We start from the raw sequence: 15,187 nt of genomic DNA, 5'->3' as shown, positions 1-15,187 counted from the left end.
CAACGCTCTGTGATCATCGGAGATATCTGCGCTGTGCCGCCATCGTGGCTGAGCGACCCGCTCTGGGACCGATTTGCCGCGCTGTTTCCTGAGCGGCCGGCGTACGACACGACCCGCTGGCTGCCATCGCCCAGGCATCAGTGACTGGACGGTTACCAGACGACCGGGCCGGTCTTGTCGAAGAAGCCGCCGGTCGGGCCGTCGGCGCCGATCGAGGCCATGCGGACGATGATCTCCGCGCCCTCTTCGATGGTTTGGGTGCCCTGGTGGCCGTTGAGGTCGGTGGCGGTGTAGCCGGGGTCGACGGCGTTGAACCGGATGGCGGGGAACGCCTTGGCGTACTGCGAGGTGACCATGACCAGCGCGGTCTTGGACGAGTTGTAGTCCAGCACTGTCACCTGGAACTCCACCCGGCTCGGGTCGGCGCACGCAGCCGGCGAGCCCAGACCGCTGCTGACGTTGACGACGACCGGGGCGTCGCCTGCTTCCAACAGCGGCAGGAAGGCGTGCGTGACCCGCACGACGCCGAAGACGTTCGTGTCGTACGTGGTCAGCATGTCGGTCCCGGTGACCTCGCCGACCGGCTTGCGCGCGCCCACGATCCCGGCGTTGTTGACCAGGACGTCGAGACGGCCTGCGTCCGCGCGGAGGAATTCGGCCGCGGACTTCACGGAATCCTCGTCGGTGACGTCGAGTTGAACGAAGCGGGCGCCGAGCAGTTCGGCCGCCGTTCGGCCGCGGTGGGCGTCGCGTGCCCCGACATAGACGGTGTGCCCGGCCTCGATCAGACGACGAGCCGCCTCGAAACCGAGGCCCTTGTTCGCTCCGGTGATCAATGTGGTGGTCATGTGCTCACTCCGGTGATCGGTGGGTCGGTGATGTCTCCACCATCGGCGCACCGCAGACGAACAGGCAGTGCCCGCCTCAGCCACTGGACCAGCAGTACCAGGCTGTCCGGGCGCGGCGACGCGATACTGGGACGGTGAGCGAATCCAAGGAGCTGGGCACAGCCCTGCACGGCTGGCGGGACCGGATCGCCCCTGCCGCGGTCGGACTGCCCGCGGGCGGGGTACGTCGGGCCGCCGGACTGCGCCGCGAGGAACTGGCCCAGCTCGCCGGCCTGTCGGTGGACTACATCACCCGCCTGGAACAGGGCCGGGCCACTTCCCCGTCGGCGCAGGTCCTGTCCGCGCTGGCCCGCGCCCTGCGGCTGTCGGCAGCCGAGCGCGAATACCTGTACCTCCTCGCGGGCCAGCCGGCGCCGGGCCCCGGGCAACTGTCGGCCCACGTTCCACCGGGGGTCCGAAGACTGCTCGACCATCTGGACGGCTCACCGCTGAGCGTGCATGACGCCGCCTGGAACCTGATTCTGTGGAACCCGTTGTGGGCCGCCCTCTTCGGAGACGCATCCGCGCTGCGCGGACGCGAGCGCAACATCGTCTGGCGGCACTTCGCCGGTCTGCCCGGCCGGGTCAGCCACACCCCCGAGCAGGAGGCCCGGTTCGAGGCGGCCGTGGTCGCCGATCTCAGGGCGGCGACCGCCCGCTACCCCGCCGATCCCGACCTGCGCTCCCTGATCAAAGACCTGCGGGGTGTCAGCACCGACTTCGCACGCCTGTGGGACACGGGCATCGTGGGCGTCCATGAGTCGGACACCAAGACCGTCCATCACCCCGATGTCGGCGCAGTCACCTTCGACTGTGACGTGCTCATAACTCCCGGCAGCGATCTGCGCATCGTCGCCTATACCGCCGCTCCTGGCAGCGACGCCGCCGATCGGCTCCGGCTCCTCAACGTCATCGGCACCCAGACCATGACCGAAGCCAACACCCAGTGACAGCAGTCGGCGGGCGCACTCGACCCCCATGGCCCGCAGCCCGGCGTACCGACCACCGACGACAGCTCGCTGTCAACGCCGACGAGAGGTCCCCAGACAGGCGTGGTCTCATCGGCGGCGGATCGGGCGATCGTCCCAGCGGTGGGTGGTCCATGCCCGTCGAATCAGGCTACGAACGGTGATGATGGTGTCGGCCAGGTCGAAGAAGCGGCCTCTATGAGGGCGTTTTCCCCCAACGTTTCGCCCCGAGACAGGGCTTTGGTGAGGTATCAGATTCCTCGCCAGCCTGGGGTGGATTCTCTGGTGAGGCGTCGTGCCATCAGGGCGATCATCGCAATGTAGATCATGGCGGTGGAGCGGGCCGGGAGGAGGCCGGGGGCTATCGACGTTCAGGATCTGCTCGGAGCGCTCATGCCACGACTCCGCGATCTATACGCCGCGCAATCCGCCCGGGATGGATCCTGCACCATGGACATTAGGCGGCGTCCCGGATCACTCGACGCCGAGGTCAAGACGCATGGCGTCGCGCATCTGCTTCCACCCATCCCATAACGCCACCAAATCATCTCGGATTTCAGCGTACGATCCGCCTGCCTCGGGCGTTCCAGACTCCAGACGTCTGATTCGCCAGTAGCTGCTCCCAAGCGCCACGATGATCGATTCCATCTCCTCTAAGACGCCGCGCGCAGCGACCATTTGCGCTTCCGCGACACGATAGCCATATTCGCGGAGCGCCTCTTCCAGGGCCTGCCGGTCTGCTTCGGTCAGCCGTTCCTCCTGGACGGCGTCCAAATAATTCATTTGTACCACTCTGTAGCGTCGGGCGGCGCCATTCAACGCCACATAGCAATCCCGTTTACGGGATAGGGCCGCTTTTTCCTTCGCGTCCCGTCGCACATCTAGAGCCAATTCCCTCTCCGCTTGCATCCGGTCCTGCTGTAACCGCGCGGACAAACGGAGTGTGATAATTGGCGAAAAGAGGGTGCCGGCAATACCTGTCGCAGCCACCAGTAACGTGCTCAGATCATTTCCCATCGAACATCCCACCTGGCCGACCAGGCGCACACCTGGCCAGTGCCGTCAGCTACGCAGTTACGCCCGTTGCCAGGCCGGTCACCTTCCCCCACCCTGCATCCCATACGGTTGACAATTTGCCAAGAAGGCGTAACCAGGCAAATCTACCCCAACTGCATTACCCCGGCTCCTTGTTACGACGTTCCGGAATCGCGCCTCCTCCAGGCGTCAACGTTGGCGCCCCGCCAGGACTGGCGTTGGCCCTCAGTGGAATGGTTGACCATCCAACGCTGCAGGGCGTCGATATCAGCGCCCATTTCAGTCGCCGTGGGCACGAGCATGGCGCGAAAGGTCTGCTCGTACCACCACGAGAAAGAATCCCCGAAGAGGCGGGATATATATTTCCCCTGAACAGCCCCGTATTCTATGGAGATCTGTAATCTTTGGAAAAAGTAGATTACTTGATCAAGGTCGGCCGCGCCGGAGTAGCCCACCTGCTCCCTGAGTTCCCCATAGTCCAGCCCAGGATGGTTCTTGAGTAGTTCTGCCGCCTCGTGACGTGCCCGGATCATGTCTGAACTGTTGTATTCTCGGTGAAGATCAAAGGTGAAATTTAGTCGGCGTTGGCTATCGGCTACACGTCGGGCAAGGGATGCACCGACTAGAACGCCGAAAAGGCTGGCTACAACACCAACTACGGTATCCATGGGTGTCCTCCAAGGACTACAAAAGGATGATGTCGATCCGTTTTCCGGAGTCTCATTTGGCAGGATATCTGCGAAGCCTTAATGATCAGGCCGCCTGTGCCAGATAGCACGAGGCGATATCGCGCCGTTCGGCTGGGCGATCCTTACGGCGGGTGAGGCGCCTCGTCATCAAGGTGACGGCCGCCCATTTGATGGTGATGTCGAGGTAGGTCTTGGCCCAGGTCACGAGCTTTCCGGCGTAGGCGGAGTCGGTCCAGACAATGGCGATCTCGGGGTGCGTGAGAACGAGACGAAACAGCAATTCCTTGGCGGCATCCCGATCGGTAACATTGGCGGCCGCGACCATCACCAGCAGCACCAGACCTCTGTTGCCGCAGACAAGCTGCCTTTTCCTCCCATTGATTTCCTTGGCTTCGTCCCAGCCTCTGGTGTCCCTGCCGACAGTCTCGGAGGCCTTGATGCTCTGCGAGTAGACGATCGCGGAGGCCGCGCGGGGTGTCTTCCCACGGGCGATGCGGATCCTGCGGCGGAACTGGTCGCGGATCACACCGATGACCCCGGCGGCGGCCCAGCGCCGCGCAAACCCGTAGATCGTCCGCCAGGGCGCGAAGTCGATGGGCATGGAGCGCCACTTGATGCCGCTGTCGACCAGATAGCGGATGCCGTCGACGATTTCCCGCCGGGGTGGGCCTCGGGGTGAACGCCGCTCGGCTGCTGGCAGGCCGGGTGGGGCAACAGCGGCTCGATCAGGCGCCATTCGGCATCGGTCATGTCGGAGGGGTAGCGGAACTCGCGCATCAGGAGGGTGGGGCCCGGCCCGGTGGGGAGCCCTGCGGACGCGTGGGCCGGACCCCGGTCTCCTGAATTCTTCGGTGAGCGTCCTGGCCGCGTCGGTGTCAGCGTGGTGGGCGGGCGACCATCGCAAGGTTCGACTCGATGGCCTTCATCTGGTCGCTGAGGTAGCCGGCCCACGTGCTCTTGGGGAATCGGGCCAGGTACGGGCCGATCGTGCCCGTGATCATCTGGCGGAACTGGGTGAGCTTCTCGCTGAGCCAGGCCCGCTCCCACTCCTCCAGCTCGGCCTCGCTCGCGCAGAAGTGATAGCCCACCTCCTGCCCCCAGACGACGGGTGGCCAGCCGCGTTCGGCGCACGGGTCGCGCAGCGTGGCCAAGCCCCGTCTGGTCTGCCAGCGGGCTGCGTTCGCACGCGCCCATCAGCCGGGTGAGGGCCATGCCGGCGGGCGCGACCTCTAGCAGGGCGGTGCGGATCAGGTCGGCGTGGCGCTCCGCTGCCGGGGAGCGCTTGGCCACGGTTACTCGCCCCGCAGGATGCGGTCGAGTTCCTCGTCCATGTCGACCTCGCCGGTCTCGGCCGCGGTCTCGATCCAGTCCAGGACGGCCCGGCAGCGTGCGACGTTCTGCGAAAGGACGGCCCGCTCGTCGCCGGTCAGGTGCCGGTCGCGCAGTTGGGGAACCGTCTTCCCGCACGCGGACACGAACCGGTGGCAGGCGCCAACCAGGTCCAGGAACTCCTCGGTCCGCTCGATCTTCCGCACTGCCCGCCCCGCCGGTGTCTCCCGGCGGAAGGCGTCCGCCTGCTGCTGGGAACGGCCGGTCTGGGCCCGGTTCACCGCGTGCCGGGCGGTGTCGTCAGCGACCACCCTGACAACGACCTCCGGCCGGCGCAGCACGTCCGAGGCGACCTGCGCCGCCACGGTGGCGTCCTCAATGAGGTCGTGCACGACCTCCGTCTTGTGCTGTGTGGTCTGCGCTTTGTTGACCATGTGCCGGGCGGTGTCGTCCGCGACGACTTTGGCCGCCACCGCTGGCCGGCGCGCGCGCACGTCCGCGGTCACCTGTGCGGCGATCTCGTCGTCGTGTGCCAGGCGGTGGATGACCGCCACCTTCTGCGCAGGCGTCTCGGGACGGTCCGGGCTCTGCCCGACGTGCTTCTTGGCCAGGCCTGTCGTCCAGCGCCGCACCTTGACGCGCTCGTCCAGTGGAGGGGCGCCGATCGCGTCGAAGCGCTCGGTGTCGTCCCCGATGGACGCGAGGATGCAGTGGACCTTGTGGGAGACGCCGTGACGACGTTGCTCTTCGGGCCGGCGGTGGGCGGCGAACCGGTAGTTGCGGACGGTCCTCAGTGCCAGTCCCAGGTCATCGGCGTAGGTCTGCAAGGAGGCTTCGACGCTGAACAGGTCCTCGCCGGAGGCCGGATGGGCGCCGCCGAGCGGCTGCGTCGGCTCGATCTCCAGCGCGTGGTCCCCGATGGCGAACTGGATGCGCTGCATCTGCCCGACCAGTTCCCGGTCGCCAGCAATGATCTGCTCGTAGCGCTCGCGGGGTATGTGGCCGATCGTCGCGGTGGGTATGACGCCTCACCATCTCTCACGGGCAAGGGTCCGGCAGACCGGACCACCGGCGACAACACCCCGGCCCAACTCCCGCCAGAATGAGCCCACTTCGAGATCCAACACCAGCAATGACAGCAACTGACCGCCCGAAAGCAAATCGGACACATGAACCGTTCGCGGAAGCATTTATCCGGACGCTTGGACGAACGGTTGCTTCCGAAGCGCCCACGCTCTCCGACGGCACCGAGCCGAGCGTTACACCGCGTTGCTGCGGTGATCCACCCCGGCCACCCAAACCGCCCCGCACGCCGGACACACCCGCCGGCCCTCGTCCCGCTCCAGCGCGGCTGTACGAAGCTTCACCCGCCGCAGCCGGCGCCACTGCCTGGAGCGACACACATCTGAGCAGAAAACCGCCCGCGGCCTGGCACCAAGCCTCAGCCAGTCACCACAGCCCGGACAACGCCGCCCGCGTACAGGCCCACCGATCCCGGCCACCAAACCAGACTAGACCCACTCAAAGATCCATACCGGAGGTTGAGAAACAGGCACTTAGCTTGTTCTTAATGGTCTGACCTCGAACGATGCCCCGAACGTGATCACTCATACAGGGATTCCGGGGACGTGAACACGGCCTCCGTCTGATCATGTGCTCCGACCAAAGAGGCACTTGACCAGTACGAAGGCCGTGGGGGGAATGCGTCTGCTGCATCACGATGTCCGGCGCGAAGCGTGCGCGGTGGCATCACACTTCCGGAACGACTTCTTCGACAGTCTGACCGTGCGCGGGGACACGCTGTTCGAGCTGACCGACACGGTGCTGTGCGCGGACGGGCCGGTGACCACGCCGGTGAATCTGACGCTGACGGCCGAGCACCGGCGTGGGCACGGCGCGATGTACGAGGCGTTGAACAGCGGGAACATGGACGTGCATCGGTCTGCGGCAGGTGCTGGCTGGTCTGCCGATGCCGCGGGCCGCCGACGGGCACCTGGTCCTGGCCGTCGACGTCAGCAACTGGCTCCGACCCGACGCGCCGACCAGCGCGGACCGTCTGTTCTGCCATGTCTACGGCCGCAGCGGACGGTCCTCGGACCAGTTCGTCCCCGGCTGGCCGTGCTCCTTCGTCGCCGCCCTCGAATCGGGCCGGACGTCCTGGTGCCAGCTCCTGGACGCCGTCCGTCTCGAGCCTGTCGACGACGTCGCCGAGGTCACCGCTGCCCAGCTCCGCCGGGTGGTCACCGACCGCATCGAGATGGGCCGTTGGCATGTCGGCGACCGTGACATCCTCATTGAGCGCTTTCCAACCTGTCGACTGAGCTGGGCAGTTGAGCTGACAGACAGGTGAAGCCCCTGGTAGACGGGTTTTCGACCAAGAGAACCGTCTCCACCAGAGGCTTCACGTGCTTGTCTACCCGCCCTCGCCCATCTCCGCAACGGCCACCCCTACGCCCAGCTCGCGGCCGGGTTCGGCATCGGTACGACCACCGCCTACCGCTACATCACCGAAGCGGTCGACCTGCTGGCAGACCTCGCCCCGACACTCGCCGAGGCAGCCCGGGCGGCGTCGATGAAGGCGTTCGTCCTGCTGGACGGAACGCTGCTCCCGATGGACCGTATTACCGCCGACCGGCCCTTCCACTCGGGCAAGCATAAGAAGCACGGGATGCACGTGCAGGTCATCGCCGACCCTTTCGGTCGCCTGCTGTGGGCCTCGCCGGCCCTCCCCGGGGCTGTCCACAGTGTCCGTGCGGCCCGCGAGCACGACATCGTCGACGCGCTCGCCGACGCAGGCGCCAACTGCTGGGCGGACAGTGACAAGACCCGAGCCGCGCTCGAGGAACTGGGCTTCACCGGCGAGATCGCCCGCAAGGGCGTGCCCGCACCGATCCAGACCGGCAAGAGGTGGGTCGTGGAGCGGAGCCACGCATCGATGAACGGCTTCGGCAAGCTCCACCGCTGCACCGAGAAGCGCCAGTGCGTTGTGGACTTCTACCTCTACCTGTCCGCCGCAATCGTCACGCTCCGCATGCTCATCCGCCGCGCGACCCCGCTCTGCCGCTGGGACGGACGGTCCACCACCAAGAGGCTCGAGTGACGCCTGCTGACGGGCGCCCGTCTGCGTCGGGCGCGCTGCCGCACGTCTGGGGAAGGCGCGCTGCTCAACGAGGGCAGGGCCGGCCCGCGCTCCTGGCTGTGGCAGCCGTGGTGATGATGGCGTCGAGCCGGTCCCGGGTCTTCACCAGGGTGCTGACCTGCGCATCGATGCGGCCCCGCTCGGCCGACAGCCGGTCGAGCAGCTCGGGGGTCACGTCACCGGTCTCGACACACGGCAGCAGTTCCACGATCGCCCTGCTCGACAGCCCTGCGGAGTACAGCTGCTGAATCAGCTGGACGCGGTCGACCGCACTGTCCGGGTACTGCCGCTGGCCGCTGGGGCTGCGCGCCGAGGCCAGCAGGTCCTGCTCTTCGTAGTAGCGCAGTGCCCGCACGCTCACGCCCACCCTTGAGGCCAGCTCACCGATGCGCATCAACGCCCCCTCCGTGACCTGGATCACATTTCTTGCCTCTGACGTCAACGTCAGGTTCTAGCGTAACCCGCGAACAGCCCGGACAGGAATCACCTCACCACTGCCAGGAGAGTCCCCATGAAGATCACCGGTTCCGTCGCCCTCGTCACCGGCGCCAACCGCGGCATCGGCAGGCACTTCGCCCAACAGCTCCTGCACCGGGGCGCGACCAAGGTCTACGCGACCGCGCGCACCCCCCGCCTCGTCGACCTCCCCGGCGCGGAAGTACTGCGGCTCGACATCACCGATCCGGCTTCGGTCGCCGCTGCGGCGGGCGCGGCCCCGGACGTCACCCTCTTGATCAACAATGCCGGCGTCTTCACCCAGCAGAACCTCGTCACAGGGGACCCCGAGAAGATCCGGCTGGAGATGGACACCAACTACTTCGGCACCCTCAACGTGGTCCGGGCGTTCACCCCCGTCCTGGCCGCCAATGGCGGCGGGGCCATCCTCAACGTCCTGTCGGCGATGTCCTGGCTCGCCTACGACGGGGCCAACGCCTACAGCGCGGCGAAGGCGGCGGCGTGGAGCCTCACCAACGGCATCCGCCTCGAACTCGCGGGCCAGGGAACCGCGGTGACGGGCCTGCACCTGGCCAGCACCGACACCGACATGATGGCCGGGTGGGACGTGGAGAAGAACGACCCCGCCGATGTCGTGCGCGCCGCCCTCGACGGTATCGAGGCCGCGAAGATGGAGATCCTCGCCGACAACAACTGCGTCCAGCTCAAGGCGGCCCTGTCCGCCGACCCGAGCGTGCTCTATCCGCAGGCGGTTCCCGCCGCCTGACCCTTCAGCAGCCGCCCGCCCGGCCAGGCTTCAGCCGACGTTCGAGGATCTACGGATCAGCCGGGCGCGGCCATGCGTACTCGTCACGCTCCGCACGCGCGTCCGCCGCGCTACCGCTGGGACACCTACCCACCACCAGAAGACTCAAGTGACGCCTACCGCCGGGCTCTCTTAAATGGATTGGGCACTGCGGGGCAAAATGGTTGTACTCCCCGACCTGATGCCCGGGACAAGCGTCCACCGATGTGGTGCCTGCGTTGATCTTCGTACGATGTGCCAGTGGAACTTCGGCAGCTTCGCTACTTCGTTGCCGTCGCGGAGGCCCTGCACTTTGGGCGCGCGGCCGAGCGACTACACATCTCCACGCCCACGCTCAGCCAGCAGATCAAGGCGGTCGAGCGCGAGATCGGCGCGCCGCTGCTGGTCCGGCACAGTCGCGGCGTACGGCTGATGCCCGCGGGAGAGGTCCTGCTTCATACGGCCAAGGAGGCGCTGCGAGCGACCGACCACGCACTTCGGGAGACGCGCCGCGCAGCGGGTGTCGACGACCCGGTACTGCGCTTCGGGCTGCTGAACGGGGTGCCGCCGTGGCTCCCGGGACAGATCGAGGAGCTTCTGGCCGACCACGTGCCGGGCTGCCGGATGACACTGCTGGGCGGCACGACCGCGCAGCAGCTCGCGATGCTGGAGGGCGGCGAGGTCGACCTCGCACTGCTGCGCGTCCCGTCCGCGTCGCCCGAGGGCGTACAACGGGTGGAGGTCGCCGAGGAGGAGCTGGGCGTGCTGATGTCGGCGGCCAATCCGCTTGCCGCACGAGAGGTCGTTGATCCGACCGATCTCGCCGGCCGTGAACTGATCCTCTTCGCGAGAGAGTTCGCGCCCGACGTGCACGACGCGATGGTGGACCGCCTGCACGCCCTCGGCGCCGATGTCGCTCTCAGCGAGAGCGCGATGCCTCATGCGCAGTTGCGCGCCGTGCTACCGCTGCGGCCCGCTGCGTTCAGCCTGAGCTCGGCTCGCGCCGTCTCGCCGCCCGACCTTGTCTGGCGGCCGCTCCGGAACGCCCCGCTGTCGATCACGTACGCCGCCGCATGGCGCACGGACAGCCACAATCCGGCACTCCGCGCCCTCCTGCCCACTCTGACCAGGAACGTTAGTCTGCGCCGAACGACCCTTCGATAACACGACGTGGACGCACGATCACGCTCGATGATCCGGTAGGGCCATGACCACAGAACACGTCATCATCGTCGGCGGTAGCTCCGGCATAGGACTCGCGCTGGCCGAGACCCTGCTCTCCGAGGGTTCCGAGGTCACCATCGCCTCCCGCTCCCCCGAACGCCTGGAAGAGGCGGCGCGCTCTCTTGCGTCGGATCGCGTACGGACCGTTCAGGCCGACATCACCCATGAGAACGACGTCGCGCGCCTCTTCAACGAGCCCGCAGACCACGTTGTAACAACCGCGGTCGACGGGGTCGGCGCCTATCAGCCCATCGCCGAGTTCGACGTGGACACGGCCCGCGGGGTGCTCGACTCCAAGCTCATCGGTGCCGTCCTCCTCGCCAAGCACGCCGCCCCTGCCCTCCGGCCCGGCGGATCGATCACCCTTACTTCGGGCATCGCCGCATACCGTCCCAGCCCGCGCGGCTCGATGGTCGCGGCCGTGAACGGAGCGCTCGCCTCGTTCGCCCGCGCGGCCGCCTTGGAGCTGGCCCCGATCCGGGTGAACGTGATCTCCCCTGGCTGGGTCGACACCCCGGTGTGGGATCTCATCTCAGGCAGCGGCAAGGCCGCAACCTTGGCCGCCAAGGCCGAAGCCCTCCCCGTCGGCCGCGTCGGCCGCCCTGAGGACATCGCCCACGCCATCGTGGCGCTGATGCGCAACGGCTTCATCACAGGCACCGTCCTGCACGCCGACGGTGGCCACCGCCTCGTGTAATCAGTCGGCGGGACGATGTCCCGAACATTGAGGACGGGATATGAGATATCGCCTCTCCAACGCGAAAGGGCTGTACGCCCTTCGTGTCTGAAGTGGCGAGTGTGTCGCATCCAGTGAGGACTGCGGCCCTTCATCCCCGGGCCTTCCTCGCCATCCGCCTCAACCACCTCAAACCGAGGTTGGAAAGAGCTCATTGTCTTCGACGCCGGCTACGACGCCCCGCGCATGGCCCACCTCCTCGACGGGCTCCCCGTCGAGGTCCTTGGGCGCATGCACTCCGACCGCGTCATGCGACGGCCGACGCCCTCGCTCAAGGAGTACGCCCTGTCCTACCCCCAGGGCGGGCGACCGCCGAAGCACGGCAAGGAGCTCCGCTTCGCCAAGCCGGACACCTGGGGCGAGCCGGACGCGGCAACCATGCAGGTCACCGACCGGTACGGCACTGCCCGAGCGATGGCCTGAGACCGTATCCACCCCCGCCTGACCACCCGCTCCGCCTGGATCGACCACACCGGCGAACTCCCCATCATCGAAGGCACTTTGATCCGCCTCCAGGTCGACCGCCTGCCCGGCGGAGGCGACCCGCTCCCGCTCTGGCTCTGGTCGTCCGCCACCGGCCTGAACAGCGAGGGCGTCGACGTGCGCTGGCAGGCGTTCCTGCGCAGGTTCGACATCGAGCACCTCTTCAGGCTGGTGAAACAGACCCTCGGGTGGACCCGTCCGAAGCTGCGAACCCCCGAGGCCGACGAGCGCTGGACCTGGCTGATCATCGCCGCCCACACCCAGATCCGCCTCCTGCGCGAGGCCGCCGCCGACTTGCGCCACCCCCGGGAGAAGCCCGCCGGGCCCGGCCGACTCACCCCGGCCCCGATCCGCCGGGCGTTCAGGAACCTCCGCCCGAAACTGCCTTGCCCGGCGCGTGCACCCAAACCCAGCCGACCGGGCCCCGGCAGGCCACCCGGCTCGAAAAACCGGCACCCCGCCACCCGCTACGACGTGGGAAAGACCACCAGACTCCCCGAAAGCATCACCGAACGCGATCAGCTCAGGGACGGAGCACGAAGTCAGAATGGAACAGCCAGCCCGGCCTCGCGCAATCGAAGCAGTGCCATGCCCATGCACTCGGCGACCGAGGCCCCGTCGGCTCTCATCCCACCGTCGAGCGGCCCACCTGAAGCAGCGAATGTCCACGCCGGCTGACCGTCACGCATGCGCTCCGCGTCGACCCGGATCATGGCGCCGACTCCCTGCTCGCCAAGCCACTCCAGGATGGACAGCGTCACGTCCTCGACGCCGCTGTCCAGATCCACCTTGGGCAGCCGCCCCATCCCCTTGGCCATGAGCACAACCCTACTCAGCGTCTCATCGGGTCGCGTCACGCACTCTCAAAGCGGCTCAGGCCATAAAGAACAAGCTAAGGCAGGTTCAACGGCGGCTGATCGAAGCCGGTTCGGCGGCACCCCAGGTCGCGGTCAGTCAGCGGCTGCCGCCGCGCCGGAGGGCTCCAAGTAGGCCCACCCGGGCCGATTCCGCATCCGCGCGGTCGGCCGCGACCACCCAGGCCCCGCCTTCTCGTAACCGCCCCTCAGCCCCGCGGACTCACTCTCGCGTCTCGAACGTCCCGAGTCCGGGAACCGGGCGCGGCCCGCTCCCCGGGCGCCAGCCCGCGTCGAGCTTGCGCAGGCCCACGCCGTCCGGCGCCCAGATGTGGCAACTGTTCAGCACCCCGGCCGTGGCGCGCGGGCCGTTCGCGACCTCGCCCGCGTCACGGCGGCGCGCGTTGGCGGACATGGCCGCCTGCACCACGGCCGGGCCGAGCACCCGGGCCAGTTCGTAGAGGTGGGAGCAGCCCAGGACGCCGCGGAACCGCTCCTGGATCGCCCGGTTGTATCCGGCGGCGACGCCCAGGCCGACCAGGCTGCCGAAGACCGGGGTGATGAGCGGGCACTCGGCATGCGGAAACGTCAGCATGTCCGCGTCGGCGGCCACGATGGTCATGTCCGCGAGGCGGACCCGCACCGCCAGCACCATTCGATGGATGTCGGCGGCTGCCGGCTCGGCCCACGGCCGCTCGTCGCGCAGCTCCGCCTCGACCGAGATCTCCTCGCTGCCGGGCTCCTGGTGGGCAGTGACGGTGATGGTCCGGCGGTGCAGCGGGAGTTCGGCGCGGCTCACGACGAGGCCTCCGCCGGCTCCGGCACGTTCTCCCCCAGCCCGGCGAACTCCGGCTGTCGGCGTTCGATGAAGCTGCGCACACCCTCGCGGTAGTCCGGGGCGCGTTTCGCCGTGGCCAGCAGCGCGGCGGCGGCGTCGCGGCTCTCGGTGAAGCTTCTCGCCTGGTCGTCGGCCAGTTGCCGCTTGATCAGGGACATCGCGTACGGGCTGGCCGAGCGGGCGAGTTCCGTGGCGTACGCGAGGGCCGCCGGGAGCAGTTCCTCCGGCTCGACGAGACGGTTGACCAGGCCCATCGCCTCCGCCTCCGTTCCGGTGATCCGGCGTGAGGACAGCAGCAGGTCGCTCGCGTTCCCGTAGCCGACGAGCCGTGGCAGGAGCCACGAGACGCCGTCCTCGGCCACCAGGCCGCGGGCGCTGAACGCGGCGGCGAACTTGGCGTCCGGCACGGCGAACCGCACGTCGCACATGAGTGCCTGGTTGAAGCCGATGCCGGCGCAGGCGCCGTTGACGGCGGCCACCAGCGGCTTGGGGAACGACATGGGCCGGGTGCGCGGCGGCAGCCGGTCGGTCGGCCACGGGCGCGCCCCGGAGGACGCGCCGTCCAGGACGCTCATGTCCATCCCGGGGCAGAAGCTTCGTCCCGCGCCGGTGAGGACGACGGCCCGTACCGCCGGGTCCGCCTCGGCGCGGTCGAACAGCTCGTTGTAGAGCAATTCCATCTCCAGCGTCCAGGCGTTGTGCTGTTCGGGCCGGTTCAGGGTGAGCAGCATGACCCCGTCGTCGGTCAGTTCGCTGAGGATCACCGGGGCCGCATGCTCGTTCATCGAGGTCACTCCCAGAGCCCGTTCAGGTTTATAGCTAGATGAATCATCTATATACCCAACCACGGTCCGGGCACCAGATCGGGCCCGGCCAAGGAAAGATCATCCAGATCTTGACCTGGTACCCTCGATGCACTAAGACGATTCATTTTGCTATATGACGGAGGAGCCCGCCGTGGCCGAGGCAGCCCGCGCAGAAACGCCCACCGTGCCCGTCCCCGCGCGTGGCCGCGTCGGACGCCAGGTGCGTGTCCCGAAGACCGCCGAGCTGGTCGCGGCGGAGCTGCGCCGCCAGATCGTACGGGGCGAGCTGAAGCCCGGCGACGCTTTGCCGCCGGAGTCAGGGCTGATGGAGCAGTTCGGCATCTCACGGCCGACGCTGCGCGAGGCGTTCCGCGTCCTGGAGTCGGAGTCGCTGATCACCGTGCGGCGCGGTGCGCACGGAGGCGCCCGGGTGAGTGCGCCTGACTCCGATGTCGCCGCCCGCTTCGCCGGTCTGATCCTCGAATACCGCGGCGCCACCCTGGGCGACGTCTACCGCGCCGCGGCCCTCATCGAGCCGCCGTGCGTGCGCCAACTGGCCGCCAAGCACACGGCGGACGACATCAAGCGCCTGCGGGACGCCGTGGCGACCGAGAAGACCGTCCTGGACGACCCGCTGGGCCTGGTCGAGGCCCAGGACACCTTCCACGCCCTGCTGATCGAACTGACCGGCAACCAGACGCTGATCCTCCTGTGCGGCATGCTGCGCAACATCATCGACCGGGCCAACGCCTCGTACACCGCGGCCGCCACCGACGCCGCGACTCAGAAGGCACAGGCCCTGAAGGGGCACCGGGCCCATGTGCGCCTGGTCGGCCTGATCGAGTCCGGCAAGGCGGACGAGGCCGAGAAGCTGTGGCAGCGCCACATCAGCGGCGCCGACGACGTGGTGAACGGAGCCGGCCCCAAGACGGTGCTCGAACTCATCGACTGACCGGGCG

The 15,187-nt window shown here is 67.8% G+C and carries 14 protein-coding genes and 6 pseudogenes; 8 read left to right on the top strand and 12 right to left on the bottom strand.

Translation table 11 applies throughout. From position 1 onward, the window contains the following. Positions 1–152: 152 nt before the first annotated feature. The gene (locus OG223_RS51980) at positions 153–848 is read right to left on the bottom strand and encodes an SDR family NAD(P)-dependent oxidoreductase (protein WP_329264828.1); all 696 of its coding nucleotides are present in this window, start codon (positions 846–848) and stop codon (positions 153–155) included. Positions 849–982: 134 nt separating this feature from the next. Between OG223_RS51980 and OG223_RS51975 the strand changes: the two genes are divergently transcribed. Next, positions 983–1,837, top strand: coding sequence for a helix-turn-helix transcriptional regulator (locus tag OG223_RS51975; protein ID WP_329264826.1), 855 nt, complete (start codon positions 983–985; stop codon positions 1,835–1,837). A gap of 108 nt (positions 1,838–1,945) precedes the next feature. On the opposite strand, the pseudogene OG223_RS51970 reads toward OG223_RS51975, so the two are convergent. The 7 genes and pseudogenes from OG223_RS51970 to OG223_RS51940 all read right to left on the bottom strand — a co-directional run. Continuing rightward, positions 1,946–2,044, bottom strand: a pseudogene (locus OG223_RS51970) (IS5/IS1182 family transposase); the annotation flags it as partial. Between the two features lie 62 nt (positions 2,045–2,106). Then, a pseudogene (locus OG223_RS51965) lies at positions 2,107–2,202 on the bottom strand (IS5 family transposase); the annotation flags it as partial. Between the two features lie 127 nt (positions 2,203–2,329). Continuing rightward, positions 2,330–2,872 carry a hypothetical protein gene (locus OG223_RS51960; protein WP_329264824.1) on the bottom strand — a complete coding sequence of 181 codons (543 nt, stop codon included), beginning with the start codon at positions 2,870–2,872 and terminating at the stop codon, positions 2,330–2,332. A gap of 173 nt (positions 2,873–3,045) precedes the next feature. Next, positions 3,046–3,558 (bottom strand): hypothetical protein, encoded by a 513-nt coding sequence (locus OG223_RS51955; RefSeq protein WP_329264822.1) that lies wholly within the window; start codon positions 3,556–3,558, stop codon positions 3,046–3,048. Between the two features lie 187 nt (positions 3,559–3,745). Continuing rightward, positions 3,746–4,356 (bottom strand): annotated as a pseudogene (locus tag OG223_RS51950) (IS5 family transposase); the annotation flags it as partial. 98 nt (positions 4,357–4,454) lie between these two features. Next, positions 4,455–4,730: a RacP protein gene (locus OG223_RS51945; RefSeq protein WP_329264821.1), complete on the bottom strand. Its 276-nt coding sequence runs from the start codon at positions 4,728–4,730 to the stop codon at positions 4,455–4,457. A gap of 141 nt (positions 4,731–4,871) precedes the next feature. Next, positions 4,872–5,849 (bottom strand): DUF6192 family protein, encoded by a 978-nt coding sequence (locus tag OG223_RS51940; protein ID WP_329264819.1) that lies wholly within the window; start codon positions 5,847–5,849, stop codon positions 4,872–4,874. A gap of 760 nt (positions 5,850–6,609) precedes the next feature. Between OG223_RS51940 and OG223_RS51935 the strand changes: the two are divergent. Continuing rightward, positions 6,610–7,204, top strand: a pseudogene (locus tag OG223_RS51935) (transposase); the annotation flags it as partial. 117 nt (positions 7,205–7,321) lie between these two features. Beyond that, positions 7,322–8,008, top strand: a pseudogene (locus tag OG223_RS51930) (transposase family protein); the annotation flags it as partial. 64 nt (positions 8,009–8,072) lie between these two features. On the opposite strand, the gene OG223_RS51925 reads toward OG223_RS51930, so the two are convergent. Further along, complete coding sequence (locus OG223_RS51925) at positions 8,073–8,441, bottom strand: MerR family transcriptional regulator (protein WP_329265907.1); 369 nt, start codon at positions 8,439–8,441, stop codon at positions 8,073–8,075. A gap of 117 nt (positions 8,442–8,558) precedes the next feature. Between OG223_RS51925 and OG223_RS51920 the strand changes: the two genes are divergently transcribed. From OG223_RS51920 to OG223_RS51905, 4 genes and pseudogenes are all read left to right on the top strand, one after another. Beyond that, positions 8,559–9,269 carry an SDR family oxidoreductase gene (locus OG223_RS51920; RefSeq protein ID WP_329264818.1) on the top strand — a complete coding sequence of 237 codons (711 nt, stop codon included), beginning with the start codon at positions 8,559–8,561 and terminating at the stop codon, positions 9,267–9,269. A gap of 279 nt (positions 9,270–9,548) precedes the next feature. Beyond that, entirely contained in the window at positions 9,549–10,451 is a 903-nt protein-coding gene (locus tag OG223_RS51915; RefSeq protein ID WP_329264816.1) for a LysR family transcriptional regulator, read from the top strand. A 43-nt stretch (positions 10,452–10,494) separates the two neighbouring features. Then, complete coding sequence (locus OG223_RS51910; RefSeq protein ID WP_329264814.1) at positions 10,495–11,208, top strand: SDR family oxidoreductase; 714 nt, start codon at positions 10,495–10,497, stop codon at positions 11,206–11,208. Between the two features lie 189 nt (positions 11,209–11,397). Continuing rightward, positions 11,398–12,258: pseudogene (locus OG223_RS51905) on the top strand (transposase); the annotation flags it as partial. Between the two features lie 14 nt (positions 12,259–12,272). On the opposite strand, the gene OG223_RS51900 reads toward OG223_RS51905, so the two are convergent. From OG223_RS51900 to OG223_RS51890, 3 genes are all read right to left on the bottom strand, one after another. After that, complete coding sequence (locus tag OG223_RS51900) at positions 12,273–12,548, bottom strand: hypothetical protein (RefSeq protein WP_329264812.1); 276 nt, start codon at positions 12,546–12,548, stop codon at positions 12,273–12,275. A gap of 259 nt (positions 12,549–12,807) precedes the next feature. Then, the gene (locus OG223_RS51895) at positions 12,808–13,383 is read right to left on the bottom strand and encodes a DUF2889 domain-containing protein (protein ID WP_329264810.1); all 576 of its coding nucleotides are present in this window, start codon (positions 13,381–13,383) and stop codon (positions 12,808–12,810) included. Then, complete coding sequence (locus OG223_RS51890) at positions 13,380–14,207, bottom strand: enoyl-CoA hydratase-related protein (protein WP_329264808.1); 828 nt, start codon at positions 14,205–14,207, stop codon at positions 13,380–13,382. Before OG223_RS51890 ends, OG223_RS51895 begins: the two co-directional genes overlap by 4 nt. A 154-nt stretch (positions 14,208–14,361) precedes the next feature. On the opposite strand from OG223_RS51890, the gene OG223_RS51885 reads away from it, so the two are divergent. After that, positions 14,362–15,180 carry a FadR/GntR family transcriptional regulator gene (locus tag OG223_RS51885; RefSeq protein WP_329264806.1) on the top strand — a complete coding sequence of 273 codons (819 nt, stop codon included), beginning with the start codon at positions 14,362–14,364 and terminating at the stop codon, positions 15,178–15,180. Positions 15,181–15,187 lie beyond the last annotated feature (7 nt).

This window comes from Streptomyces sp. NBC_01478, from assembly GCF_036227225.1.
In the GTDB taxonomy this organism is placed as follows: domain Bacteria; phylum Actinomycetota; class Actinomycetes; order Streptomycetales; family Streptomycetaceae; genus Streptomyces.
The sequence above is the reverse complement of the archived record's forward strand: the minus strand, read 5'-3'. Positions and strand labels throughout refer to the sequence as shown.